The sequence below is a fragment of the Dickeya ananatis genome (assembly GCF_019464615.1).
GTDB classification, from domain to species: domain Bacteria; phylum Pseudomonadota; class Gammaproteobacteria; order Enterobacterales; family Enterobacteriaceae; genus Dickeya; species Dickeya oryzae.
In genome coordinates this window covers 3,950,258-3,975,163 of sequence record NZ_CP040816.1, presented here as the reverse complement: position 1 = coordinate 3,975,163, position 24,906 = coordinate 3,950,258, and the positions used below count along the sequence as shown (strand labels likewise).

The 24,906-nt window shown below is 50.8% G+C and carries 19 protein-coding genes, 5 tRNA genes, 3 rRNA genes, 1 other RNA gene and 1 riboswitch; of the genes, 24 read left to right on the top strand and 4 right to left on the bottom strand.

The features are described 5' to 3' along the window. The first annotated feature begins 18 nt into the window (after positions 1-18). Positions 19-915: a methylenetetrahydrofolate reductase gene (gene metF / locus FGI04_RS17725; RefSeq protein ID WP_407274388.1), complete on the top strand. Its 897-nt coding sequence runs from the start codon at positions 19-21 to the stop codon at positions 913-915. A 130-nt stretch (positions 916-1,045) separates the two neighbouring features. On the opposite strand, the gene FGI04_RS17720 is transcribed toward metF, so the two are convergent. Further along, positions 1,046-1,777 (bottom strand): glutathione peroxidase, encoded by a 732-nt coding sequence (locus FGI04_RS17720; RefSeq protein WP_038905959.1) that lies wholly within the window; start codon positions 1,775-1,777, stop codon positions 1,046-1,048. A 162-nt stretch (positions 1,778-1,939) separates the two neighbouring features. On the opposite strand from FGI04_RS17720, the gene oxyR reads away from it, so the two are divergent. Further along, positions 1,940-2,857, top strand: a complete 918-nt coding sequence (gene oxyR, locus FGI04_RS17715) for a DNA-binding transcriptional regulator OxyR (RefSeq protein WP_019846448.1) — start codon at positions 1,940-1,942, stop codon at positions 2,855-2,857. Between the two features lie 49 nt (positions 2,858-2,906). Here the strand turns inward: oxyR and sthA are convergent, their stop codons facing one another. Continuing rightward, positions 2,907-4,307, bottom strand: coding sequence for a Si-specific NAD(P)(+) transhydrogenase (gene sthA, locus FGI04_RS17710; protein WP_342699741.1), 1,401 nt, complete (start codon positions 4,305-4,307; stop codon positions 2,907-2,909). Positions 4,308-4,512: 205 nt separating this feature from the next. Here sthA and fabR point away from each other — a divergent pair, with 205 nt between their 5' ends. Both fabR and FGI04_RS17700 read left to right on the top strand, forming a co-directional pair. Next, entirely contained in the window at positions 4,513-5,145 is a 633-nt protein-coding gene (gene fabR, locus FGI04_RS17705) for an HTH-type transcriptional repressor FabR (RefSeq protein ID WP_016942852.1), read from the top strand. 21 nt (positions 5,146-5,166) lie between these two features. Further along, complete coding sequence (locus FGI04_RS17700) at positions 5,167-5,541, top strand: YijD family membrane protein (protein ID WP_342699611.1); 375 nt, start codon at positions 5,167-5,169, stop codon at positions 5,539-5,541. A 39-nt stretch (positions 5,542-5,580) separates the two neighbouring features. Here the strand turns inward: FGI04_RS17700 and trmA are convergent, their stop codons facing one another. Further along, positions 5,581-6,684, bottom strand: coding sequence for a tRNA (uridine(54)-C5)-methyltransferase TrmA (gene trmA, locus FGI04_RS17695; protein ID WP_023640990.1), 1,104 nt, complete (start codon positions 6,682-6,684; stop codon positions 5,581-5,583). A 153-nt stretch (positions 6,685-6,837) separates the two neighbouring features. Then, a riboswitch (cobalamin riboswitch) is annotated at positions 6,838-7,033 on the top strand. Between the two features lie 71 nt (positions 7,034-7,104). On the opposite strand from trmA, the gene btuB reads away from it, so the two are divergent. From btuB to birA, 8 genes are all read left to right on the top strand, one after another. Then, complete coding sequence (gene btuB, locus FGI04_RS17690; RefSeq protein ID WP_407340149.1) at positions 7,105-8,967, top strand: TonB-dependent vitamin B12 receptor BtuB; 1,863 nt, start codon at positions 7,105-7,107, stop codon at positions 8,965-8,967. Further along, positions 8,912-9,784, top strand: a complete 873-nt coding sequence (gene murI / locus FGI04_RS17685) for a glutamate racemase (RefSeq protein WP_407337043.1) — start codon at positions 8,912-8,914, stop codon at positions 9,782-9,784. Before btuB ends, murI begins: the two co-directional genes overlap by 56 nt. Before the next feature lie 348 nt (positions 9,785-10,132). Further along, positions 10,133-11,674, top strand: a 16S ribosomal RNA gene (locus FGI04_RS17680). 86 nt (positions 11,675-11,760) lie between these two features. After that, positions 11,761-11,836 (top strand) — tRNA-Glu (locus FGI04_RS17675). A 193-nt stretch (positions 11,837-12,029) separates the two neighbouring features. After that, positions 12,030-14,935: ribosomal RNA gene (locus tag FGI04_RS17670) — 23S ribosomal RNA — on the top strand. A gap of 125 nt (positions 14,936-15,060) precedes the next feature. After that, positions 15,061-15,176, top strand: a 5S ribosomal RNA gene (rrf, locus tag FGI04_RS17665). Together the 16S, 23S and 5S rRNA genes with 1 tRNA gene alongside form the textbook arrangement of a ribosomal RNA operon. 189 nt (positions 15,177-15,365) lie before the next feature. Further along, positions 15,366-16,403: a UDP-N-acetylmuramate dehydrogenase gene (gene murB / locus FGI04_RS17660; RefSeq protein WP_342700697.1), complete on the top strand. Its 1,038-nt coding sequence runs from the start codon at positions 15,366-15,368 to the stop codon at positions 16,401-16,403. Beyond that, positions 16,400-17,359: a bifunctional biotin--[acetyl-CoA-carboxylase] ligase/biotin operon repressor BirA gene (gene birA / locus FGI04_RS17655; protein WP_407337042.1), complete on the top strand. Its 960-nt coding sequence runs from the start codon at positions 16,400-16,402 to the stop codon at positions 17,357-17,359. Before murB ends, birA begins: the two co-directional genes overlap by 4 nt. A gap of 33 nt (positions 17,360-17,392) precedes the next feature. Here the strand turns inward: birA and coaA are convergent, their stop codons facing one another. Further along, positions 17,393-18,343: a type I pantothenate kinase gene (gene coaA / locus FGI04_RS17650; RefSeq protein ID WP_016943962.1), complete on the bottom strand. Its 951-nt coding sequence runs from the start codon at positions 18,341-18,343 to the stop codon at positions 17,393-17,395. A gap of 613 nt (positions 18,344-18,956) precedes the next feature. Between coaA and FGI04_RS17645 the strand changes: the two genes are divergently transcribed. From FGI04_RS17645 to rplL, 12 genes are all read left to right on the top strand, one after another. Next, positions 18,957-19,032: transfer RNA gene (locus FGI04_RS17645), tRNA-Thr, on the top strand. Positions 19,033-19,049: 17 nt separating this feature from the next. After that, positions 19,050-19,134 (top strand) — tRNA-Tyr (locus FGI04_RS17640). A gap of 41 nt (positions 19,135-19,175) precedes the next feature. Continuing rightward, positions 19,176-19,300, top strand: a non-coding RNA gene (locus FGI04_RS17635) — RtT sRNA. Between the two features lie 134 nt (positions 19,301-19,434). Continuing rightward, positions 19,435-19,509 (top strand) — tRNA-Gly (locus tag FGI04_RS17630). 9 nt (positions 19,510-19,518) lie between these two features. Further along, a tRNA-Thr gene (locus FGI04_RS17625) sits at positions 19,519-19,594 on the top strand. Between the two features lie 106 nt (positions 19,595-19,700). After that, positions 19,701-20,885: an elongation factor Tu gene (tuf, locus tag FGI04_RS17620; protein WP_012882957.1), complete on the top strand. Its 1,185-nt coding sequence runs from the start codon at positions 19,701-19,703 to the stop codon at positions 20,883-20,885. 233 nt (positions 20,886-21,118) lie between these two features. After that, entirely contained in the window at positions 21,119-21,502 is a 384-nt protein-coding gene (secE, locus tag FGI04_RS17615) for a preprotein translocase subunit SecE (RefSeq protein ID WP_013315920.1), read from the top strand. Position 21,503: 1 nt separating this feature from the next. Further along, positions 21,504-22,049 (top strand): transcription termination/antitermination protein NusG, encoded by a 546-nt coding sequence (nusG, locus tag FGI04_RS17610; protein ID WP_012882959.1) that lies wholly within the window; start codon positions 21,504-21,506, stop codon positions 22,047-22,049. A gap of 148 nt (positions 22,050-22,197) precedes the next feature. Further along, on the top strand, positions 22,198-22,626 hold the full coding sequence (gene rplK, locus FGI04_RS17605) for a 50S ribosomal protein L11 (protein WP_016943875.1): 429 nt from the start codon (positions 22,198-22,200) through the stop codon (positions 22,624-22,626). 3 nt (positions 22,627-22,629) lie between these two features. Further along, entirely contained in the window at positions 22,630-23,334 is a 705-nt protein-coding gene (gene rplA, locus FGI04_RS17600) for a 50S ribosomal protein L1 (protein WP_016943874.1), read from the top strand. A gap of 315 nt (positions 23,335-23,649) precedes the next feature. Next, complete coding sequence (rplJ, locus tag FGI04_RS17595) at positions 23,650-24,147, top strand: 50S ribosomal protein L10 (RefSeq protein WP_012882962.1); 498 nt, start codon at positions 23,650-23,652, stop codon at positions 24,145-24,147. A 66-nt stretch (positions 24,148-24,213) separates the two neighbouring features. Then, positions 24,214-24,582: a 50S ribosomal protein L7/L12 gene (gene rplL, locus FGI04_RS17590; RefSeq protein WP_016943873.1), complete on the top strand. Its 369-nt coding sequence runs from the start codon at positions 24,214-24,216 to the stop codon at positions 24,580-24,582. The last annotated feature ends 324 nt before the right edge of the window (positions 24,583-24,906 follow it).

Genomic DNA, 24,906 nt, shown 5'->3' with positions numbered 1-24,906 from the left:
GCTAATCGAGGTAAGGATATGAGCTTTTTCCACGCGAACCATCAGGAAGCGCTGAACCAGAATCTGGCCGAATTACAGGGCCGGATTAACGTTTCCTTTGAGTTTTTCCCACCGCGTACCAGCGAGATGGAAGAAACGCTGTGGAGCTCGATTGACCGCCTCAGCAGTCTGAAACCTAAATTCGTGTCGGTCACTTACGGTGCCAATTCCGGTGAGCGTGACCGCACCCACAGCATTATCAAAGGCATCAAGGAACGTACCGGTCTGGAAGCAGCGCCACACCTGACCTGTATCGACGCCTCCCGTGACGAGCTGAAAGCCATCGCCCAGGATTACTGGCAAAGTGGTATCCGCCACATCGTTGCCCTGCGCGGCGACTTACCGTTGGGGGGAGGAAAACCGGATATGTATGCCGCTGATCTGGTGACTTTGCTTAAAGAGGTCGGTGATTTTGATATCTCGGTCGCGGCTTATCCTGAAGTACACCCGGAAGCGAAAAGCGCACAGGCAGACCTGATCAACCTAAAACGGAAGATTGATGCCGGTGCCAGCCGCGCTATCACGCAGTTCTTCTTTGATGTGGAAAGTTATCTGCGTTTTCGTGACCGTTGCGTGACGACGGGTATTGATGTGGAAATCGTCCCCGGTATTTTGCCTGTGTCGAACTTCAAACAGTTGCAGCGTTTCGCCACCATGACCAATGTACGGGTACCAAACTGGATGACGGCGATGTTTGAAGGGCTGGATAACGATCCGGAAACCCGCAAGATGGTGGGGGCTTCCATTGCGATGGATATGGTGAAAATCCTCAGCCGTGAAGGGGTGAAGGACTTCCATTTCTACACCCTGAACCGTGCCGAATTGAGTTACGCCATTTGTCATACGTTGGGTGTACGCCCGATAGCGTCTGCCTGACGTTTTTGCTGAACATGAACAAACGCCCGTCTGGAGAGCACCAGACGGGCGTTTGTGTTTTGGGTGCTAAGCGCATCGAATAAAAAAAGGGCGGGCCGAAGCCCGCCAAAGTTTCGTTGGCTTATAAAAATTATATCGTCAGGAAGGTTTCAAGTTCTTCGCTGCCGCCGATATGGCGACCACCGATAAACACCTGGGGTACGGTACTGCGCCCGGTCACGGCCCGCAGGCTTACTGTAGTCGCATCTTTACCCAACATGATTTCTTCATATTGAAGACCGCGATCCTGCAATAACTGCTTGGCCTTGGCGCAGAACGGACAGCCTGGTTTGGTGAACAGTGAAACAGACTCCTGAACCTTATAGTGTGGAGCGAGGTACTTCAGCATGGTGTCGGCGTCGGAAACTTCAAACGGGTCGCCCGGCTTGTTGGGTTCAACAAACATTTTCTCTACCACGCCGTGACGAACCAGCATGGAGTAGCGCCAGGAGCGGGGGCCAAAGCCCAGTTCCGCTTTTTCGACCAGCATGGACATGGCGCGGGTAAATTCGCCATTACCATCGGGAATAAAGGTAATATTTTCTGCGTTTTGATCCGCTTTCCAGGCGTTCATGACAAACGTGTCGTTCACGGATACACACAGAATGGCGTCAACGCCAAACTGCTTGAATACTTCAGCCAACTCGTTATAGCGTGGCAAATGACTGGAAGAGCAGGTGGGTGTAAAAGCCCCTGGTAAAGAGAAGACGACGACGGTCTTATTGTTAAAGAGTTCTTCGCTAGTCACATCAACCCATTGATCTCCCTGGCGAGTATGGAAAGTGACTGACGGAATTTTTTTGCCTTCTTGGCTTACAAACATATTGTCGTCTCTACTGGTCGAAAAGTTCTGTCTGGCTGAATCCATTGCTGATCAGGACTCGGTTCGTGAGGGATATTATTCATTATTAAATGTTGATAGGACTAATCGTTCATTGCTATCCTATCTATCGCTAGGGACTATCATGTTTAGGGGAATCAGGGCATGAATATTCGGGATTTAGAGTATCTGGTGGCGCTGGCGGAGCACCGCCATTTTCGACGCGCAGCAGATTCCTGCCATGTCAGCCAGCCCACACTCAGTGGTCAGATTCGTAAGTTGGAAGACGAACTGGGGGTGATGTTGCTGGAGAGAACCAGCCGCAAGGTGCTGTTTACTCAGGCGGGGTTGTTGCTGGTGGAACAAGCCAGAACAGTGCTGCGTGAAGTGAAGGTGCTAAAAGAAATGGCCAGCCAGCAGGGAGAAACCATGTCCGGCCCGCTGCATATCGGCTTGATCCCGACTGTCGGCCCCTATCTGTTGCCCCAGATTATCCCCATGTTGCACCGTACTTTCCCGAAGCTGGAAATGTATTTGCATGAAGCTCAGACACACCAATTGCTGGCCCAGCTCGACAGCGGCAAGCTGGATTGCGCTATTTTGGCGATGGTCAAAGAGTCGGAAGCCTTCATCGAAGTGCCGTTGTTTGATGAGCCGATGAAGCTGGCGATTTATCAGGATCACCCCTGGGCGAATCGTGAGCGAGTGGCGATGTCTGATTTGTCGGGTGAGAAGCTGCTGATGCTGGAAGACGGGCATTGCCTGCGCGATCAGGCGATGGGTTTCTGTTTTCAGGCCGGAGCGGATGAAGATACCCATTTTCGGGCGACCAGTCTGGAGACACTGCGTAACATGGTAGCGGCGGGCAGCGGTATTACGTTACTGCCCTCGCTGGCGGTGCCGCAGGAACGGATACGCGATGGCGTATGCTACCTGCCTTGTTACAAGCCGGAGCCCAAACGCACCATCGCGCTGGTGTACCGTCCGGGTTCGCCGCTGCGCGGTCGTTATGAACAACTGGCTGAGTCGGTGCGTGAGCACATGCAACTCCACATGGAGCAACTGGCGCAACAGTCTGCCTAATCAGCCTGTGGTCTGGCTCAGCATTTCCAGCCTGAGTAAAAACCGGTTATCAAAATAACCGGTTTAAGCCGTTTAACGCTGCGACCCGATAGGCTTCCGCCATCGTCGGGTAGTTAAAGGTGGTATTCACGAAGTACTCTATCGTGTTGCCTTCCCCCTTCTGTTCCATAATCGCCTGACCGATGTGAATGATTTCGGCCGCCCGCTCGCCAAAGCAGTGGATGCCGAGAATCTGCTTGGTATCGCGGTGGAACAGAATTTTCAGACTGCCGACATTCATGCCCACAATTTGTGCCCGCGCCAGGTGTTTGAACTGCGCACGACCCACTTCATACGGCACTTTCATCGCCGTCAGTTCCTGCTCGGTTTTACCGACGGAGCTGATCTCTGGAATGGTATAAATACCGGTAGGAATGTCCTCAATCAGGTGCGCGATAGCCTCGCCTTTGGTGATGGCTTGCGCCGCGATGCGGCCCTGATCATAGGCGGCCGATGCCAGACTGGGGTAGCCAATCACGTCACCCACGGCGTAGATATGAGCCTGAGCCGTCTGGTACATACTGTTGACCTTCAACTGACCACGACTGTCGGTTTCCAGCCCGATAGTGTCCAGCCCCAGGTTTTCGGTATTGCCGGTACGCCCGTTGGCATAAAGCAGGCAGTCTGCTTTCATTTTTTTGCCGGATTTCAGGTGAATGATGACGCCATCATCCAGCCCTTCAATACGCTCGAATTCCTCGTTATGACGAATTACGATGCCGCTATTCCAGAAATGGTAGGACAGGGCGTCGGACATCTCCTGGTCGAGAAACGCCAGCAGACGGTCACGGGTATTGACCAGGTCGACCTTGACGTTTAACCCCCTAAATATTGAGGCATATTCACAGCCGATGACCCCTGCACCATAGATGATCACATGCTTGGGTTCATAATCCAGATCGAGAATGGAATCACTGTCATAGATATGGGGATGATCGAAGTCCACGCCGACGGGATGATAAGGGCGTGAGCCGGTAGCGATAATAACATTCGCGGCGGTCAGCGTGTCGTGAGTGTCATCTGGATAATACACCGCGATGGTATGCGCATCGATAAACCGTGCTTCGCCGGAAAATATTTCGCAGTGATTGCGCTCGTAGAAGCCCTGACGCATACGGGTTTGCTGGCCAATGACGCTGTCAGCATGGCGCAAGATGTCGGAGAACGAGGAACTGATGACGCGGGCGTTGTCGCTATACAGAGGGTTTTGATTGAATTCGATGATACGGCTGACGGCATGTCGCAGGGATTTAGACGGGATGGTACCCCAGTGGGTACAGCCACCACCGACATTGTAATGCCGTTCTATCACGGCAACTTTCGCCCCTTGTTTGGCGAGCCCCATGGCCGCCCCCTCACCACCCGGACCTGAACCAATCACGATGGCATCGTAATCGTATTGCTGTTGTATGGACATGGTAGGAACCACCTGTTTTTATACAAGTTACTAACGCTATTGTAACATCGTCGGAATGATAACCCAATCATCCCTGATATTTGTATGGAAACCCAGGATCACATTTTTACTATGACAAACTTTGGCGCAGTATGTAGCAAGTAAAGTTGTTATAGTGCTGTCCTTGACGTAAGGAGAGCTGATGACTGCAGGCAGGATAATGGGTGTCAGAGCACAACAAAAAGAACGAACTCGCCGTTCCCTGATTGAGGCTGCTTTTAGCCAGTTAAGCGCTGAACGCAGTTTTGCCAGCCTGAGTTTGCGCGAGGTTGCTCGTGAAGCGGGCATTGCCCCAACGTCGTTTTATCGCCATTTTCGCGATGTCGATGAATTGGGGTTGACCATGGTGGATGAAAGCGGACTGATGCTACGTCAACTGATGCGGCAGGCTCGTCAACGCATTGTCAGAAGCGGTGGCAGTGTGATCAGAACGTCGGTCTCCACATTTATGGAGTTCATTGGCGACAATCCCAATGCGTTCCGGCTGCTACTGCGGGAACGCTCCGGTACGTCAGCCGCGTTCCGTGCCGCTGTGGCACGCGAAATTCAACATTTTATCGCTGAACTGGCCGACTATCTTGAAGTCGAAAATCATATTCCACGCAGCTTCGCCGAAGCACAGTCAGAAGCGATGGTGACTATCGTATTCAGCGCGGGTGCCGAAGCGCTGGATGTGGATCTTGAACAACGGCGTCAACTGGAAGAACGGTTAGTATTGCAGTTGCGCATGATTGCCAAAGGCGCCTATTACTGGTATCGCAAAGAGCAGGGTAAAGGTGTTTACCTACCCTGAGGGATAATCAGAGGACATGTCATGACAGAGCAGATAAATTCAGAGAAAAGTACGTTGGTGCTGGCGGTAGCCGCTGGTTTGTCCGCGAACGGTTCCTTTATCGCCGTGTTCAGTTCTATCGTGCCGTTTTCCATTTTTCCGTTGATAGCGCTGGTGCTGTCGGTTTATTGCCTGCATCAGCGTTATATGCATCATGCTATGCCAAAAGGCACACCACTCCTGGCGGCGAGCTGTTTTCTGTTCGGTTTGTTGCTTTACAGCGCCATTGTTCGAGCAGAATACCCGCAGATAGGTTCCAATTTTGTGCCGTCTATCCTTTGCGTTGTACTGGCGCTGTGGCTGGTCGTCAAACTGCGGGCTCGTAAGCCCGACAGTAATGACATCAATACGCCTTAACTCGCTTTACCTGCTGAGTTTCGCTTACTACAGGTCGTGTTACTGGCGTTTTTCCAGTAACACGCCACATTCCATGTGATGGGTATAAGGGAACTGGTCAAACAGCGCCAACTGGCTTATCTGGTGCGTTTGACTCAGTGTTTCCAGATTGGCACACAGGGTTTCCGGGTTGCAGGAAATATAGAGAATGCGTGGGTATGCCTGTACCAGTTTTACGGTCTCGTTATCCAGACCGCTGCGTGGTGGGTCGACAAAAATCGTTTCACAACGATAGCTCGTCAGGTCAATGCCTTGCAGACGATTAAACTGGCGCACCCCCGTCATGGCTTGGGTGAATTCTTCTGCCGCCATGCGAATAATCTGCACGTTATCAATCTGGTTAGCGGCAATATTATATTGCGCTGCCGCGACTGACGGTTTGGCTATCTCCGTTGCCAGCACCCGTTCGAAATTGCGTGCCAGCGCCAGTGAGAAATTGCCGTTGCCACAATACAACTCTAACAAATCGCCCGTCGCGCCTTGCGTGACGGATAACGCCCATTCCAGCATTTGAATATTCATCATGGCGTTAGGCTGGGTGAAGCTGTTTTCCACCTGACGATAAATCATCTGTCGGCCTGCGACCGGCAGACATTCATCCACGTAATCCCGGTCCAGACAAATTTTGGTTTTCGTTGCGCGACCAATTAGCTGTAGAGCAAAACCCTGTGCGCGTAGTCCATCGCACAAGAGACGAGCTTGTTGTTGCCACTCGGCATCCAGTGCTTTGTGGTACAGCAAGGATACGGCTATCTCGCCACTTAGCGTGGAGAGATAGTCAATCTGGAATAGTTTGCGCCGTAGCACCGGTTCGGCGCGTAGTGCGTTAAGCAGCACGGGCATCAGGCGGTTAATCAGCTCGCTGGCAGCCGGAAATTGATCGACCCTGATCCGTTGTTTGGTCTGCTGATCAAACATAATGTGGTAGAGATCATCGCCATCATGCCAGATCCGAAATTCTGCTCGCATCCGGTAGTGGCTGACCGGCGAACGAAATACAACCGGTGCCGGCGCATCGAATGGCGCCATCATGGCACCAAGACGCCCGGTTTTTTCTTCAAGCTGGGCGTCATATTGGTCGATGGGCAGAATCTCTGGCGTCATGATGGTCTCATCTGAAAAAGCGGCTGGAATAATGTTGCTACGTGACAGATAGCAGTCAGGGCGCGATTGTAGGGCATCCGGAGGGGATGTCCAGTCTTGCTGTACGGATTCGCTTATCTAAAAATGGAAGTCTAGACATCTACCTGCCCCGATCGTAGCATGAGCATCCGGTCTTGCCTCGCAAGTGAAAAGGGAATCCAGTGTGAGTCTGGAGCTGACGCGCAGCGGTAAGGGGAATGGGCAACGATAATATATGTAGACACTGTCCTGACGGATGGGAAGTCATCGTTGCCGTGCCAGTTGATGGCTGCACCCAAGCCCGAAGACCTGCCGGAATACGTCGCACTATTTCATGGTCATCGCGTGCTATCGATCGTGAGGATGCGGCATCCTGCCAATTCAGTTTGGATGCTTCTTAACATGCTTAATAAAAAAATAACGATGCTGGCGGCGACGGTAGCCACGGCTTTTTCCGGATGGGCGCAGGGTAGCGACAACACACAACAAGACAGCAATAGTGATGCAATGGTGGTGACCGCCAACCGTTTCCCCCAACCGATTTCCACCGTGTTGGCCCCCACGACGGTAGTGACGCGTGATGATATTGACCGCTGGCAGTCAAAAAGCCTGACCGACGTTATGCGACGGTTGCCGGGGGTAGATCTCTACCAGAGCGGTGGCTTAGGGCAACTGAGTGGGTTATTTATCCGTGGTGCGTCATCAAGCCATGTATTGGTATTGATTGATGGTGTGCGGCTGAATCAGGCTGGTGTCAGCGGTTCTTCTGATATCAGCCAAATCCCGATTTCCCTGGTTCAGAAAGTGGAATATATCCGTGGGCCGCGCTCAGCCGTTTATGGCTCGGATGCGATTGGCGGTGTGGTGAATATCATTACGACCCGCGAGAAAAAAGGTACAACGCTTTCCACGGGGATCGGCTCCAATGGTTATCAGTCTTATGACGCTTCCACCCAGCAGCAATTGGGCGCGAATACACTGGCAACCTTTGCCGGGAATTACACCTATACCAGAGGGTTTGATGTTGTCGCCAACCTGCCCGATTCGTTTGGAGACCCCGCCCAGCCTGATCGCGATGGTTTCATGAGCAAAACGGTATACGGAAATGTTGAACATCAGTTCAGTGAGAATGTCAGCGGGTTTGTTCGTGGATACGGCTTTGATAACCGGACGGCGTACGATGGGACACCATGGGATATGCGACAGCTTTACAGTCGCAGTTGGGATACCGGGTTGCGTTATCATCGAGATATATGGGCCTCTCAACTGATCACCAGTTACAGCCATAGTAAAGATTATAATTATGATCATACTGGTAACCCTTATAACGACTCCGCCACCTTAGACGATATCCAACAGTACAATGTTCAGTGGAACAGCAGTGTTCAGGTAGGAAAGGGTAATGTTGGTGCGGGCGTTGACTGGCAGAAGCAAACCACTGAGCCTGGCACAAACTTTATCGCTAATGGTTATGAGATCCGTAATACCGGTATTTATACCACTGCGTTACAGGCATTCGGCCCGGTAACTCTTGAAGGGGCACTACGCAGCGATGACAGTTCCCAGTTTGGTCAACATTCTACCTGGCAAAGCAGTGCCGCATGGGAATTCATTGATGGTTATCGTTTGCTGGCATCTTATGGAACGGGTTACAAGGCACCAACCATTGGCCAGCTTTACGGGTCATTCTCTGGAAATGCGAGTCTTAAGCCAGAAGAAAGTAAGCAGTGGGAAGGTGGTATTGAAGGTTTGACGGGGCCGGTGAACTGGCATGTGTCAGCATATCGTAATGATGTGGATAACTTAATCCAGAGCGGCAGTGCGCCAACTTTCGCGAATGTGAATGTCGGTCGTGCCCGCCTACAGGGCGTTGAAGCGACAGCATCATTTGATACCGGGTTTGTGTCACACAAATTGTCGTACGATTATTTGGACCCGCGTGATCTCGATACCAATCAAATATTGACCCGACGCGCCAGACAGCAATTTAAATATGATTTGGACTGGCAATTCAACGATCTGGACTGGACGGTAACTTATCACTATCTGGGTGAACGTTATGACCAGAACTTCAATACCACGCCGGCAGAGAGAGTGAAGCTGGCTGGGGTGAGTTTGTGGGATATCGCTGCATCATATCCTGTCACCTCACATCTGACAGTTCGTGCTAGAATAGCCAACCTGTTTGATAAGAATTATGAGACGGTATATGGCTACCGAACTGCAGGGCGAGAATACTATCTCACCGGAAGCTATAGTTTCTGATTTACCCAGCCGCCCGACGGTCCTGGTGTTTGATTCTGGGGTGGGCGGTTTGTCCGTTTATGATGAAGTTCGCAAATTGCTGCCGGACTTACATTATATTTATGCATTCGATAATGAGGCTTTTCCCTATGGGGAAAAGCCTGAGCAATTCATTATCGAGCGTGTGCTCTCTATTGTCGAAGCAGTAGAGAAGCAGCATCCATTATCTCTGGTGATTATTGCCTGTAATACTGCCAGCACGATTTCACTGCCCGCATTGCGCACACGTTTTGATTTCCCGGTCGTTGGGGTGGTCCCTGCGGTTAAACCTGCGGCAAAACTCACCCGAAACGGCGTGGTTGGCCTATTGGCAACCCGGGCGACGGTTCAGCGCTCTTACACTCATGAACTGATTTCACGTTTCGCCCATGACTGCCAGATTTTGCTATTGGGTTCTGCTGAGTTGGTTGAGTTTGCCGAGGCGAAATTACAAGGCGAATCGGTATCTGAGGATGCATTACGCAAAATTTTGCGTCCGTGGCTGAAATTGCCTGAGCCGCCGGATACGGTTGTATTAGGGTGCACGCATTTCCCGTTGTTGACCGAAGAGCTACAGCAGGTACTACCTGATGGTACACGGTTGGTTGATTCTGGCTCGGCAATTGCGCGTAGAACCGCATGGCTGATAGAGCATTTAGATAACCCTAAATGTTCAACGGAGAAAAACCTGGCTTATTGTTTGTCGATCACGCCTAAAGTGGCGGCGCTTTGGCCAGTTTTACGCCGTTATGGCTTTCATTCACTCGAAAAATTGCCATTAAACACAGTGGGTGAGTGAATATTGAGCGGTCGGGATTATTTTTGAAATTAGTGCTTGTCAGGCCGGAATAACTCCCTATAATGCGCCTCCACTGACACGGCAACGGCGAAACGCCAGCGCAGTTTCAGTAAGAAATCAGGCGCATATCGCTTGACTTCTTGTCGGGAAAGCATAATATATGCGACCCGCGGCCACGGTAAGTGGCGCTGCTCTTTAACAATCAATCAGACAATCTGTGTGGGCACTCGCAGGACACTTCACTAAAAATATTTAGTGAAAGTCTTGAAGAGTGACAACAGTTAATTCATTACGAATAAACAGTAAATTCTTTGAGCACCGTTTTCTTCGGAAAACACATCAAACTTTAAATTGAAGAGTTTGATCATGGCTCAGATTGAACGCTGGCGGCAGGCCTAACACATGCAAGTCGAGCGGCAGCGGGGGGAAGCTTGCTTCCCCGCCGGCGAGCGGCGGACGGGTGAGTAATGTCTGGGAAACTGCCTGATGGAGGGGGATAACTACTGGAAACGGTAGCTAATACCGCATAACGTCGCAAGACCAAAGAGGGGGACCTTCGGGCCTCTTGCCATCGGATGTGCCCAGATGGGATTAGCTAGTAGGTGGGGTAAAGGCTCACCTAGGCGACGATCCCTAGCTGGTCTGAGAGGATGACCAGCCACACTGGAACTGAGACACGGTCCAGACTCCTACGGGAGGCAGCAGTGGGGAATATTGCACAATGGGGGAAACCCTGATGCAGCCATGCCGCGTGTGTGAAGAAGGCCTTCGGGTTGTAAAGCACTTTCAGCGGGGAGGAAGGGGGTAAGGTTAATACCTTTACCCATTGACGTTACCCGCAGAAGAAGCACCGGCTAACTCCGTGCCAGCAGCCGCGGTAATACGGAGGGTGCAAGCGTTAATCGGAATGACTGGGCGTAAAGCGCACGCAGGCGGTCTGTTAAGTTGGATGTGAAATCCCCGGGCTTAACCTGGGAACTGCATTCAAAACTGACAGGCTAGAGTCTCGTAGAGGGGGGTAGAATTCCAGGTGTAGCGGTGAAATGCGTAGAGATCTGGAGGAATACCGGTGGCGAAGGCGGCCCCCTGGACGAAGACTGACGCTCAGGTGCGAAAGCGTGGGGAGCAAACAGGATTAGATACCCTGGTAGTCCACGCTGTAAACGATGTCGATTTGGAGGTTGTGGTCTTGAACCGTGGCTTCCGGAGCTAACGCGTTAAATCGACCGCCTGGGGAGTACGGCCGCAAGGTTAAAACTCAAATGAATTGACGGGGGCCCGCACAAGCGGTGGAGCATGTGGTTTAATTCGATGCAACGCGAAGAACCTTACCTACTCTTGACATCCAGCGAACCTTGTAGAGATACGAGGGTGCCTTCGGGAGCGCTGAGACAGGTGCTGCATGGCTGTCGTCAGCTCGTGTTGTGAAATGTTGGGTTAAGTCCCGCAACGAGCGCAACCCTTATCCTTTGTTGCCAGCACTTCGGGTGGGAACTCAAGGGAGACTGCCGGTGATAAACCGGAGGAAGGTGGGGATGACGTCAAGTCATCATGGCCCTTACGAGTAGGGCTACACACGTGCTACAATGGCGTATACAAAGAGAAGCGACCTCGCGAGAGCAAGCGGACCTCATAAAGTACGTCGTAGTCCGGATTGGAGTCTGCAACTCGACTCCATGAAGTCGGAATCGCTAGTAATCGTAGATCAGAATGCTACGGTGAATACGTTCCCGGGCCTTGTACACACCGCCCGTCACACCATGGGAGTGGGTTGCAAAAGAAGTAGGTAGCTTAACCTTCGGGAGGGCGCTTACCACTTTGTGATTCATGACTGGGGTGAAGTCGTAACAAGGTAACCGTAGGGGAACCTGCGGTTGGATCACCTCCTTACCGAGTAGAAGTGCCTGCGTGGTGTCCACACAGATTGTCTGATGATAAGAAAGAGTCAAAAGCGTCTTGCGAAGCTGACAAGTGATGTCCCCTTCGTCTAGAGGCCCAGGACACCGCCCTTTCACGGCGGTAACAGGGGTTCGAATCCCCTAGGGGACGCCAGTATGACTGACAGTGGGTGAAAGGCACGGTCAACGCTAACCTAAAACTGATTAGAGATAGTCAGGTTTATGTTATCTGCTCTTTAACAATCCGGAACAAGCTGAAAAATTGAAACGACAGCATGTGAATGAGAATTCATGTGTTGTTCGAGTCTCTCAAAATACTCGCATCCCGAGACACTTTCGGGTTGTGAGGTTAAGCGACTAAGCGTACACGGTGGATGCCTAGGCAGTCAGAGGCGATGAAGGGCGTGCTAATCTGCGAAAAGCGTCGGCAAGGTGATATGAACCGTTATACCCGACGATACCCGAATGGGGAAACCCAGTGTGACTTGTCACACTATCATTAACTGAATCCATAGGTTAATGAGGCGAACCGGGGGAACTGAAACATCTCAGTACCCCGAGGAAAAGAAATCAACCGAGATTCCCCCAGTAGCGGCGAGCGAACGGGGAGGAGCCCAGAACCTGAATCGGCTTGTGTGTCAGTGGAAGCGTCTGGAAAGGCGCACGGTACAGGGTGACAGTCCCGTACACGAAGATGCACAGGTCGTGAGTTCGATGAGTAGGGCGGGACACGTGGTATCCTGTCTGAACATGGGGGGACCATCCTCCAAGGCTAAATACTCCTGACTGACCGATAGTGAACCAGTACCGTGAGGGAAAGGCGAAAAGAACCCCGGCGAGGGGAGTGAAATAGAACCTGAAACCGTGTACGTACAAGCAGTGGGAGCACCTTTTAGGTGTGACTGCGTACCTTTTGTATAATGGGTCAGCGACTTATATTCTGTAGCAAGGTTAACCGAATAGGGGAGCCGCAGGGAAACCGAGTCTTAACTGGGCGTCTAGTTGCAGGGTATAGACCCGAAACCCGGTGATCTAGCCATGGGCAGGTTGAAGGTTGGGTAACACTAACTGGAGGACCGAACCGACTAATGTTGAAAAATTAGCGGATGACTTGTGGCTGGGGGTGAAAGGCCAATCAAACCGGGAGATAGCTGGTTCTCCCCGAAAGCTATTTAGGTAGCGCCTCGTGAACTCATCTTCGGGGGTAGAGCACTGTTTCGGCTAGGGGGCCATCCCGGCTTACCAACCCGATGCAAACTGCGAATACCGAAGAATGTTATCACGGGAGACACACGGCGGGTGCTAACGTCCGTCGTGAAGAGGGAAACAACCCAGACCGCCAGCTAAGGTCCCAAAGTCATGGTTAAGTGGGAAACGATGTGGGAAGGCCCAGACAGCCAGGATGTTGGCTTAGAAGCAGCCATCATTTAAAGAAAGCGTAATAGCTCACTGGTCGAGTCGGCCTGCGCGGAAGATGTAACGGGGCTAAAACCATGCACCGAAGCTGCGGCAGCGACACTATGTGTTGTTGGGTAGGGGAGCGTTCTGTAAGCCGGTGAAGGTGGCCTGTGAGGGCTGCTGGAGGTATCAGAAGTGCGAATGCTGACATAAGTAACGATAATGCGGGTGAAAAACCCGCACGCCGGAAGACCAAGGGTTCCTGTCCAACGTTAATCGGGGCAGGGTGAGTCGACCCCTAAGGCGAGGCTGAAAAGCGTAGTCGATGGGAAACAGGTTAATATTCCTGTACTTGGTGTTACTGCGAAGGGGGGACGGAGAAGGCTATGTCATCCGGGCGACGGTTGTCCCGGTTTAAGCGTGCAGGTGGGTGGACCAGGCAAATCCGGTCTGCTGTCAACACTGAGGCGTGATGACGAGGCACTACGGTGCTGAAGTGACAGATGCCCTGCTTCCAGGAAAAGCCTCTAAGCATCAGGTAACATTGAATCGTACCCCAAACCGACACAGGTGGTCAGGTAGAGAATACTCAGGCGCTTGAGAGAACTCGGGTGAAGGAACTAGGCAAAATGGTGCCGTAACTTCGGGAGAAGGCACGCTCCTGCTGGTGAAGTCCCTTGCGGATGGAGCTGACGGGAGTCGCAGATACCAGCTGGCTGCAACTGTTTAATAAAAACACAGCACTGTGCAAACACGAAAGTGGACGTATACGGTGTGACGCCTGCCCGGTGCCGGAAGGTTAATTGATGGGGTTATCCGTAAGGAGAAGCTCTTGATCGAAGCCCCGGTAAACGGCGGCCGTAACTATAACGGTCCTAAGGTAGCGAAATTCCTTGTCGGGTAAGTTCCGACCTGCACGAATGGCGTAATGATGGCCAGGCTGTCTCCACCCGAGACTCAGTGAAATTGAACTCGCTGTGAAGATGCAGTGTACCCGCGGCAAGACGGAAAGACCCCGTGAACCTTTACTATAGCTTGACACTGAACCTTGAGCCTTGATGTGTAGGATAGGTGGGAGGCTTTGAAGTGTGGACGCCAGTCTGCATGGAGCCAACCTTGAAATACCACCCTTTAATGTTTGATGTTCTAACCTGGGCCCGTCATCCGGGCCGGGGACAGTGTCTGGTGGGTAGTTTGACTGGGGCGGTCTCCTCCCAAAGAGTAACGGAGGAGCACGAAGGTTAGCTAATCCTGGTCGGACATCAGGAGGTTAGTGCAAAGGCATAAGCTAGCTTGACTGCGAGAGTGACGGCTCGAGCAGGTGCGAAAGCAGGTCTTAGTGATCCGGTGGTTCTGAATGGAAGGGCCATCGCTCAACGGATAAAAGGTACTCCGGGGATAACAGGCTGATACCGCCCAAGAGTTCATATCGACGGCGGTGTTTGGCACCTCGATGTCGGCTCATCACATCCTGGGGCTGAAGTAGGTCCCAAGGGTATGGCTGTTCGCCATTTAAAGTGGTACGCGAGCTGGGTTTAGAACGTCGTGAGACAGTTCGGTCCCTATCTGCCGTGGGCGTTGGAAGATTGAGGGGGGTTGCTCCTAGTACGAGAGGACCGGAGTGAACGCACCGCTGGTGTTCGGGTTGTCATGCCAATGGCACTGCCCGGTAGCTACGTGCGGAAGAGATAACCGCTGAAAGCATCTAAGCGGGAAACTTGCCCCGAGATGAGTCTTCCCTGGGAACTTGATTCCCCGGAAGGGACGTTCGAGACGAGGACGTTGATAGGCTGGGTGTGTAAGCGTAGTGATACGTTGAGCTAACCAGTACTAATGACCCGAGAGGCTTAACCTTACAACACCGAAGGTGTTTTGGTGAGAGAGACGGAATTTTTAGCTTGTTCGAGGATTGGATGGCGTGGTGTAGCGATGCACGGCGACATGAAAGGTTAGGACGTTGAAAGACGTCGAAAGAATTTGCCTGGCGGCGAGAGCGCGGTGGTCCCACCTGACCCCATGCCGAACTCAGAAGTGAAACGCCGTAGCGCCGATGGTAGTGTGGGGTCTCCCCATGCGAGAGTAGGGAACTGCCAGGCATCAAACAGAGAACCCCCGGTTAACGCCGGGGGTTTTTTTATGTGCGCAACCCGGGCGGCCGCGTTAATTCGCCGGGTAATCACTTCCGGCATCTAACGTTTTCGGCGCGATTTGCGAATAAAACATCCCTCAATAATGACTCAGGATCAGTTAGACTATGACTAACTGTTTACTGGGTATTTAGCGCCATGACGAGTTCTGCCATATCTCTCCAAGCATTCAATTCTTTCTCCCTATCGGCTTTTGCGACAGACATTGTCATTGTCGAAAATGCAACAGAACTGTTGTCTGAGTGGCAGCACGCTCGTCAGCATAGGTTGCCAACTCTGATATTGGGAGAAGGGAGCAATATACTCTTCCTTGGGGATTTTCACGGTATCGTCCTTATCAATCGGCTCAAGGGCATTGAGGTCGATGAGACCGAATCTGAATGGATGCTCCATGTAGGGGCTGGTGAGAACTGGCATCAGTTAGTGGAATATACGTTAACACATCAGATTGCTGGTTTAGAGAATCTTGCCTTAATTCCGGGATGTGTTGGGTCTGCTCCTATTCAGAATATTGGCGCTTACGGGGTGGATTTAAAACATGTCTGTGCCTATGTCGATGTACTGAATCTTAATACGGGTGAGGTGAGCCGACTTAATGCGCAGGAGTGCCGGTTTGGGTATCGCGATAGTATTTTTAAACATGAATATCAGAATGGGTTTGCCATTATTGCTGTAGGGTTGTGTCTATCCAAGCATTGGAAACCTATTCTGGAATATGGTGATCTGACCCGGCTTGATCCAACGACCGTGACGTCAAGAGATGTATTTGATGCTGTCTGCCAGATGAGGCGAAGTAAATTGCCCGACCCTAAAGTAATGGGGAATGCTGGAAGTTTCTTCAAAAATCCGGTTGTTCCTTCAGTAGTTGCTGAGCATATTTTGACTCATTATCCGAATGCACCTCATTACCCCCAACCAACGGGTGATGTAAAACTAGCGGCAGGCTGGTTGATCGATCAATGTGGGTTAAAAGGGTATCAGATAGGTCATGCTGCTGTGCATGATAAGCAAGCGCTTGTGCTGGTAAATAAAGGAGGTGCAAGCAGTGATGAGCTGATTGCGCTGGCACGCTATGTCAGGAATCAAGTTGCCGCAAAATTTGATGTGTGGCTTGAGCCCGAAGTGCGTTTTATTGCTGCACGAGGTGAAGTCGATGCGGTGGGGGCTTTGTCGTGAAAGATTATACCGTCCCGCTAAAGCTAATCTCTATTCTTTCTGATGGGGCGTTCTACTCGGGAGAATACCTCGGTGAACTGATGGGGATGAGTCGCGCAGCTATCAATAAACATATCCAGACCATTAGAGAGTGGGGGCTGGATGTATATACGGTAACTGGAAAAGGTTACGCATTTTCCTCTCCGATTCAGTTGCTTGATGCAGATGAGATCTGCTCAAAAATACCCGACGGTAATATTGCTGTTTTACCTGTTATTGATTCTACCAACCAATATCTTTTGGATCGTCTTGACTCAATATCATCAGGTGATGCGTGTATTGCCGAGTATCAGCAGGCTGGGCGAGGGCGGCGTGGGCGGCACTGGTTTTCTCCTTTTGGTAGTAACCTCTATTTATCCTTATATTGGCGCTTGGAACAAGGACCAGCCGCTGCAGTTGGTGTCAGTCTGGTGATTGGTATCGTTATGGCCGAGGTTCTGCACCAGTTGGGGGCTGAAGGGGTACGAGTAAAATGGCCTAATGATCTGTATCTGAATGATAGAAAGCTGGCTGGCATCCTCGTAGAGTTAAATGGCCGAACGGGCGATGCCGCACATCTGGTAATTGGTGCGGGCATTAATCTACGAATGAACTCATCGGGTTCAAATGTGATCAATCAAGGATGGATTAATTTGCAGGAGGCCGGAATCGATATTGACCGTAATAGTCTTGCTGTAAAACTTATCACAGAACTGCGTACAGCATTGGCGGTTTATGAACAACAAGGATTGGCCCCCTTTATTTCTCGATGGAGTTCACTGGATAATTTTTATAACCGTACAGTGAAGTTAATTGTCGGCAATCGTGAAATAGTTGGAGTTGATAAGGGTATTGATAACCTGGGCGCCCTGCTACTAGAGCAGGATGGTGAAATTCGGTCTTACATCGGTGGTGAAATTTCCTTGCGAGGATGGTAAATAATAGAGGGGGTTATTATAACCCCCTCTATTTTATTTTCTTAAACGAACACACTCGACGGCATGATTAGCGCTTTTTGTCATAATCAGACTGGCTCGCTCGCGCGTTGGTAATATATTCTGCTTTAAATTCAGCCCATTAATCTCTAACCACAACTGTGAGGCGATGTTAATGGCTTCTTCTTTCGTCAGCTTTGCATAATTGTGGAAGTAAGAATCCGGATTAGTAAAAGCACCTTCCCTGAATTTCAGAAAACGGTTGATATACCAACTCTTCAGAAGGTCTTCCGGTGCATCGACATAAATTGAGAAATCCACAAAGTCGGATACAAAAACACGATGAGGATCGTGAGGATAGTCCATTCCACTTTGTAATACATTTAGCCCTTCAAGGATCAAAATATCTGGCTGCTCTATAACTTTATTGCAGTCGGGAACAATATCGTAGGTCAAATGTGAATATGTCGGTGCCGTTACCCAAGGAACACCCGATTTTATTTCAGAGACGAATTTCACCAGACTATGCATGTCGTAAGACTGGGGGAATCCTTTTTTCTTCATCAGATTCTTTTGTTGCAACACTTTATTCGGATGAAGAAAGCCATCGGTAGTAATCAGCTCAACTTTACGATGTTCTGGCCAGCGGCTGAGTAATGCCTGTAGCACACGCGCCGTTGTACTTTTCCCTACGGCAACACTGCCAGCAATACCGATGATATAGGGAATTTTCTGCCCGTCGGTTCCCAGAAACTGTTCCAGTACTGCCTGGCGCCGTAAGTTGGAGCTGATGTAGAAATTCAGCAGACGAGACAACGGCAGATAAATCTCTGCAACCTCATCTAAAGACAGATCTTCGTTAATGCCCTTAAGTTTGATGATTTCATCTTCAGTCAGGGTCAATGGTACCGAATCTCGTAAATTAGCCCACTGCTGGCGATTGAATTGAAGATAAGGCGTGGCGAAAGATTGCGCTTTATTAGTCATAAATGTGTTTCTGCTTGACGCTACCGGTAAGGAAGGGAAACAGCCAGGTTTCAGTGCATGAAACTGAGACACCAGAAAGCTGGACAGGTAACAGCCACAGTATCCTTTCCTGATAATAATTTATCGTCCAGCAGGCAGGTTACCACCATGGGGGTTAGGAAAAGAAGCAAAAATCTGCATCGGCCCTGATACCTGTGATAAAGGCATCAGGATGAACAGTATAGAAGCATATGTGCTATACGGTGCAAGACCGGAAGATATTCTCATGCATGGCTATCGCGTCGGTTATGGGTTTGCGGTCGTGATGCAGTAAAAGTGACTAAATACCTAATCTCGTACTCCGGAGTGCCTAAAGAGGACTAATGTTGTTTTCAGGGATGAGTTGCGATGGTAAAAGAGCTGATGATAACAAGTGGCATATCATTGAACGAGTGTCCGGAAAACCACCTGTTCAGGCGGCTTTCAGTGTGTTTCCTGATGTTTATTTGCACGAATAACTAACAGTAATGTGAAACAGCATTCGATTTTGTGCAAAATCTAAGCGATAGCGCATTTTGGGCAATTTTTTTGTTGCATAGACCGGCCCCTCTGCCTAGAATGCGCAGCACTTGATGCCGGCTTAGCTCAGTAGGTAGAGCAACTGACTTGTAATCAGTAGGTCGCCAGTTCGATTCCGGCAGCCGGCACCATCAAGTACATACAATCAGGTGGGGTTCCCGAGCGGCCAAAGGGAGCAGACTGTAAATCTGCCGTCACAGACTTCGAAGGTTCGAATCCTTCCCCCACCACCAAATTCAGGTCGTAAAAGCGACTGAACCAATGTGATAAGTAACATACGCCACGTTGGGGAAGGTGAGAACCTTCAAGAAGGTTCGAGTCGAGCAACGCGAGACAACGTGCGTAGCGCGGCCCGAAGGGTGAGGAGCGAAGCGACGAATAATCCTTCCCCCACCACCAAATTCAATCCTGGTAACAGGATGCAGTCGATGCGGTAGTGATAAGAAAACCGAATCGAAAAAAGCAAGGTAACAATATAAATTGTACCTTGCTTTGATGTTATACAGAGAAATCAGGTAGCCGAGTTCCAGGATGCGGGCATCGTATAATGGCTATTACCTCAGCCTTCCAAGCTGATGATGTGGGTTCGATTCCCACTGCCCGCTCCAATTAGATGTGCTGATATAGCTCAGTTGGTAGAGCGCACCCTTGGTAAGGGTGAGGTCGGCAGTTCGAATCTGCCTATCAGCACCACTTCTTTATTTTCCTCCTGATTTTCTTTCTGTTAAAAGCTCAGCAAGTAATTGCTTGGTTGATGTGGTGATACCACCGATTTATCCGTGTCTTAGAGGGACAATCGATGTCTAAAGAAAAATTTGAACGTACAAAACCGCACGTTAACGTCGGTACTATCGGCCACGTTGACCATGGTAAAACAACGCTGACCGCTGCCATCACTACCGTTCTGGCAAAAACCTACGGTGGCCAGGCTCGTGCATTCGACCAGATCGACAACGCGCCGGAAGAAAAAGCGCGTGGTATCACCATCAACACCTCTCACGTTGAATACGATACCCCGACTCGTCACTACGCGCACGTTGACTGCCCGGGACACGCCGACTACGTGAAAAACATGATCACCGGTGCTGCCCAGATGGACGGCGCGATCCTGGTAGTTGCTGCGACTGACGGCCCGATGCCGCAGACTCGTGAGCACATCCTGCTGGGTCGTCAGGTAGGCGTTCCGTACATCATCGTGTTCCTGAACAAATGTGACATGGTTGATGACGAAGAGCTGCTGGAACTGGTTGAGATGGAAGTGCGTGAGCTGCTATCTCAGTACGACTTCCCGGGCGACGACACGCCGGTAATCCGCGGTTCCGCGCTGAAAGCGCTGGAAGGCGATGCCGAGTGGGAAGCGAAAATCATCGAACTGGCTGAAGCGCTGGACAGCTACATTCCGGAACCTGAGCGTGCGATTGACAAGCCGTTCCTGCTGCCGATCGAAGACGTATTCTCTATCTCCGGCCGTGGTACTGTAGTGACCGGTCGTGTAGAGCGCGGCATCATCAAAGTGGGTGAAGAAGTGGAAATCGTGGGTATCAAAGACACCACGAAAACCACCTGCACCGGCGTTGAAATGTTCCGTAAACTGCTGGACGAAGGCCGTGCGGGCGAGAACGTAGGTGTTCTGCTGCGTGGTACCAAACGTGATGAAGTTGAGCGTGGTCAGGTACTGGCTAAACCGGGCTCAATCAAGCCGCACACTCAGTTCGAATCTGAAGTGTACATCCTGAGCAAAGACGAAGGTGGCCGTCACACGCCGTTCTTCAAAGGCTACCGTCCGCAGTTCTACTTCCGTACCACTGACGTGACTGGCACCATCGAGCTGCCGGAAGGCGTGGAAATGGTTATGCCTGGCGACAACATCAAGATGGTCGTAAACCTGATCGCACCGATCGCGATGGACGACGGTCTGCGTTTCGCTATCCGTGAAGGTGGCCGTACTGTAGGCGCTGGCGTGGTTGCCAAAGTTATCGCTTAATTGCTGATAAAATTTGACGCAACATGCGGTAAAAGGGCATCATTTGATGCCCTTTTTCTACGCTGTCGTCGTAGAACCTATCTCATCAGCGATTGTGCAGTATAATCATTGGTGAGATGGGCTCTGTGTAAGCGGTGTGAGTCCCGGATAGCTTGAGGTTAGAACGCATCCGGTCTGGTTTGCCCTTACGGCAGGGCAAAATTATTTGTCTGAATCTAGTGACAGGTTGGTTTATGAGTGCGAATACCGAAGCTCAGGAGAGCGGGCGTGGTCTTGAGGCGCTGAAATGGCTGGTCGTTGCAGTATTACTGATCGCGGCAATTGTAGGTAACTATTACTACCGTGAATTCAGCTTGCCTTTGCGCGCGTTGGCTGTCGTTGTTTTAATTGCTGCTGCAGGCGGCGTGGCACTGCTGACGACAAAAGGCAAAGCAACAGTGTTGTTTGCGCGTGAAGCCCGGACCGAAGTTCGCAAGGTGATCTGGCCGACCCGACAGGAAACGTTGCATACCACTCTGATCGTTGCTGCAGTAACTGCCGTTATGTCGCTGATTTTATGGGGACTGGATGGCATTCTGGTGCGTCTGGTATCGTTCATTACTGGCCTGAGGTTCTAAGATGTCTGAAGCTCCAAAGAAACGTTGGTACGTCGTTCAGGCGTTTTCTGGCTTTGAAGGTCGCGTAGCGCAGTCTTTGCGTGAGCATATCAAACTCCATAGCATGGAAGACCACTTTGGCGAAGTCATGGTACCGACTGAGGAAGTGGTTGAGATTCGTGGTGGCCAGCGTCGTAAGAGCGAGCGTAAATTCTTCCCGGGCTATGTACTGGTGCAGATGGTGATGGACGATGCCAGCTGGCATTTAGTCCGCAGTGTGCCTCGTGTCATGGGATTCATCGGGGGGACCTCCGATCGTCCAGCACCGATCAGCGACAAAGAAGTCGACGCTATCATGAATCGTCTGCAACAGGTGGGCGACAAACCGCGGCCGAAGACGTTGTTCGAGCCGGGCGAAATGGTACGTGTCAACGATGGCCCGTTTGCCGATTTCAACGGTGTGGTGGAAGAAGTCGATTACGAGAAGAGCCGTCTGAAGGTTTCTGTATCTATCTTTGGTCGAGCAACCCCTGTTGAGTTGGATTTCAGCCAGGTGGAAAAAGGCTAATTATTGCCTGAATTCGATACTTGTATCCGGCGCGAAATTGACCTACAATTTCGCGCCTTTGTTTTATGCGTCTTTAAGACGTGTAACATGTTTATAAAACGCGGGGAGCTTCTTTGCGAAGCGCTATTACCCATTAGAGGAAAGTTAAATGGCCAAGAAAGTACAAGCCTATGTCAAGCTGCAGGTTGCAGCTGGTATGGCTAACCCGAGCCCGCCAGTCGGTCCGGCTCTGGGTCAGCAGGGTGTTAACATCATGGAATTCTGTAAGGCATTCAACGCCAAGACAGAAAGCCTGGAAAAGGGTCTGCCGATTCCGGTTGTTATCACTGTTTACGCCGACCGTTCCTTCACTTTCGTTACCAAAACTCCGCCGGCATCTGTACTGCTGAAAAAAGCAGCTGGCATTAAGTCTGGTTCCGGTAAGCCGAACAAAGACAAAGTAGGTAAAGTGACCCGTGCTCAGGTTCTGGAAATTGCCCAGACCAAAGCAGCGGACATGACGGGTGCCAGCGTGGAAGCCATGGCGCGTTCCATCGAAGGTACTGCTCGTTCCATGGGCCTGGTAGTGGAGGACTAAGAAATGGCTAAGCTGACCAAGCGCATGCGCGTGATCCGTGAAAAAGTTGATGTAACCAAACAGTATGACATCAACGAAGCCGTTGCCCTGCTCAAAGAGCTGGCCACTGCTAAATTTGTTGAAAGTGTTGACGTTGCCGTAAACCTGGGCATCGATGCACGTAAATCTGACCAGAACGTCCGTGGTGCAACTGTACTGCCGCACGGTACTGGCCGTACTGTTCGCGTTGCCGTATTTACCCAGGGTGCTAACGCTGAAGCGGCAAAAGCTGCTGGCGCTGACCTGGTTGGTATGGACGACCTGGCTGATCAGATCAAGAAAGGCGAGATGAACTTCGACGTGGTTATTGCTTCTCCAGATGCAATGCGCGTTGTTGGTCAACTGGGCCAGATCCTGGGGCCGCGTGGCCTGATGCCGAACCCGAAAGTGGGTACCGTAACACCGAACGTTGCTGAAGCAGTGAAAAACGCCAAAGCAGGTCAGGTTCGTTACCGTAACGACAAGAACGGTATCATCCACACCACCATCGGTAAGGTTGATTTCGACGCTGACAAACTGAAAGAAAACCTGGAATCTCTGCTGATTGCGCTGAAAAAAGCGAAACCGGCTCAGGCTAAAGGCGTGTACATCAAGAAAGTTAGCATCTCCACCACCATGGGTGCTGGTGTTGCCATCGATCAGAGCGGTCTGAACGCAGTCGCTAACTGATAGCTTTTGTTCCTCTTTACCCGGGCGAGGGATTTCTTTATAATCTTACGCCCGTTGTTCTGTAAATGAACAAGAGACGATTTTTTCGGTTGGAGCCTGGCCTATCCAGGCCTCCGTCCAAGACCGCAGGTGTTTCGTTAGAAACTTAATTTTCCTGCGTAGACGGTGACAGAGCCTAAAGAACATTTTTATTCTTTTTTAAAGAATAGTCCTGCTGGATTCTGCTCACCGTGTTTTAACGCCTGTCTACTAAGTTGGTGGCGGGTGAAGTGAGTTCCGGAAATTTTTTCCGGCTAAATCCAGGAGCAAAAGCTAATGGCATTAAATCTTCAAGACAAACAAGCGATTGTTGCTGAAGTCAGCGAAGTTGCCAAAGGCGCGCTGTCTGCGGTAGTTGCGGATTCCCGCGGCGTTACCGTAGATAAAATGACTGAACTGCGTAAAGCAGGTCGTGAAGCTGGCGTATACATGCGTGTTGTTCGTAACACCCTGCTGCGCCGCGTTGTTGAAGGCACTCAATTCGAATGCCTGAAAGACACGTTTGTTGGTCCGACCCTGATTGCATACTCGATGGAACACCCGGGCGCAGCTGCTCGTCTGTTCAAAGAGTTCGCGAAAGCGAATGCAAAATTTGAGGTCAAAGCTGCAGCCTTTGAAGGTGAGTTGATTCCGGCGGCTCAAATTGACCGTCTGGCTACTCTGCCGACTTACGAAGAAGCAATTGCACGCCTGATGGCGACCATGAAAGAAGCCTCTGCAGGCAAACTGGTCCGCACTCTGGCTGCTGTTCGCGATCAGAAAGAAGCCGCGTAATCGCGCTTTTCCTGTTATCGCATTTGCTAACGTATAAACTTTTTCTGATTGTTAGGAACAATTGTTATGTCTATCACTAAAGATCAAATCATTGAAGCAGTAGCCGCTATGTCTGTAATGGACGTTGTTGAGCTGATCTCTGCAATGGAAGAAAAATTCGGCGTTTCTGCTGCTGCCGCTGTTGCTGTAGCTGCTTCTGGCCCGGCTGAAGCTGCTGAAGAGAAAACTGAGTTCGACGTTATCCTGAAAGCTGTTGGCGCTAACAAAGTTGCTGTTATCAAAGCAGTACGTGGCGCAACTGGCCTGGGTCTGAAAGAAGCGAAAGACCTGGTTGAATCTGCTCCGGCTGCCCTGAAAGAAGGCGTGAGCAAAGATGACGCTGAAGCTCTGAAAAAATCTCTGGAAGAAGCTGGCGCTGAAGTTGAAGTTAAATAAGCCAACCCTTCCGGTTGCAGCCTGAGTCATCAGGCTGATGGCTGGTGACTTTTTGGTCACCAGCCTTTTTGCGCTGTAGGGTGCCGGTAGCGTTTCACACTGTTTGACTGCCGGTTTCCCATCAATGCTTGTTTCTATCGACGACTTAATATACTGCGCCAGAGCAGTCTGTTCTGTGTAAAGCGTAATGAAATGGTTTAAGAGTGATAGAAACAGGTATTGCGGAATGTGTTCCATATTCCGATCGACATAAATGGTGTTGCATGAACCGTCCTTATCAGGGCGGACAAAGTGGGTCGACTTGTCAGCGAGCTGAGGAACCCT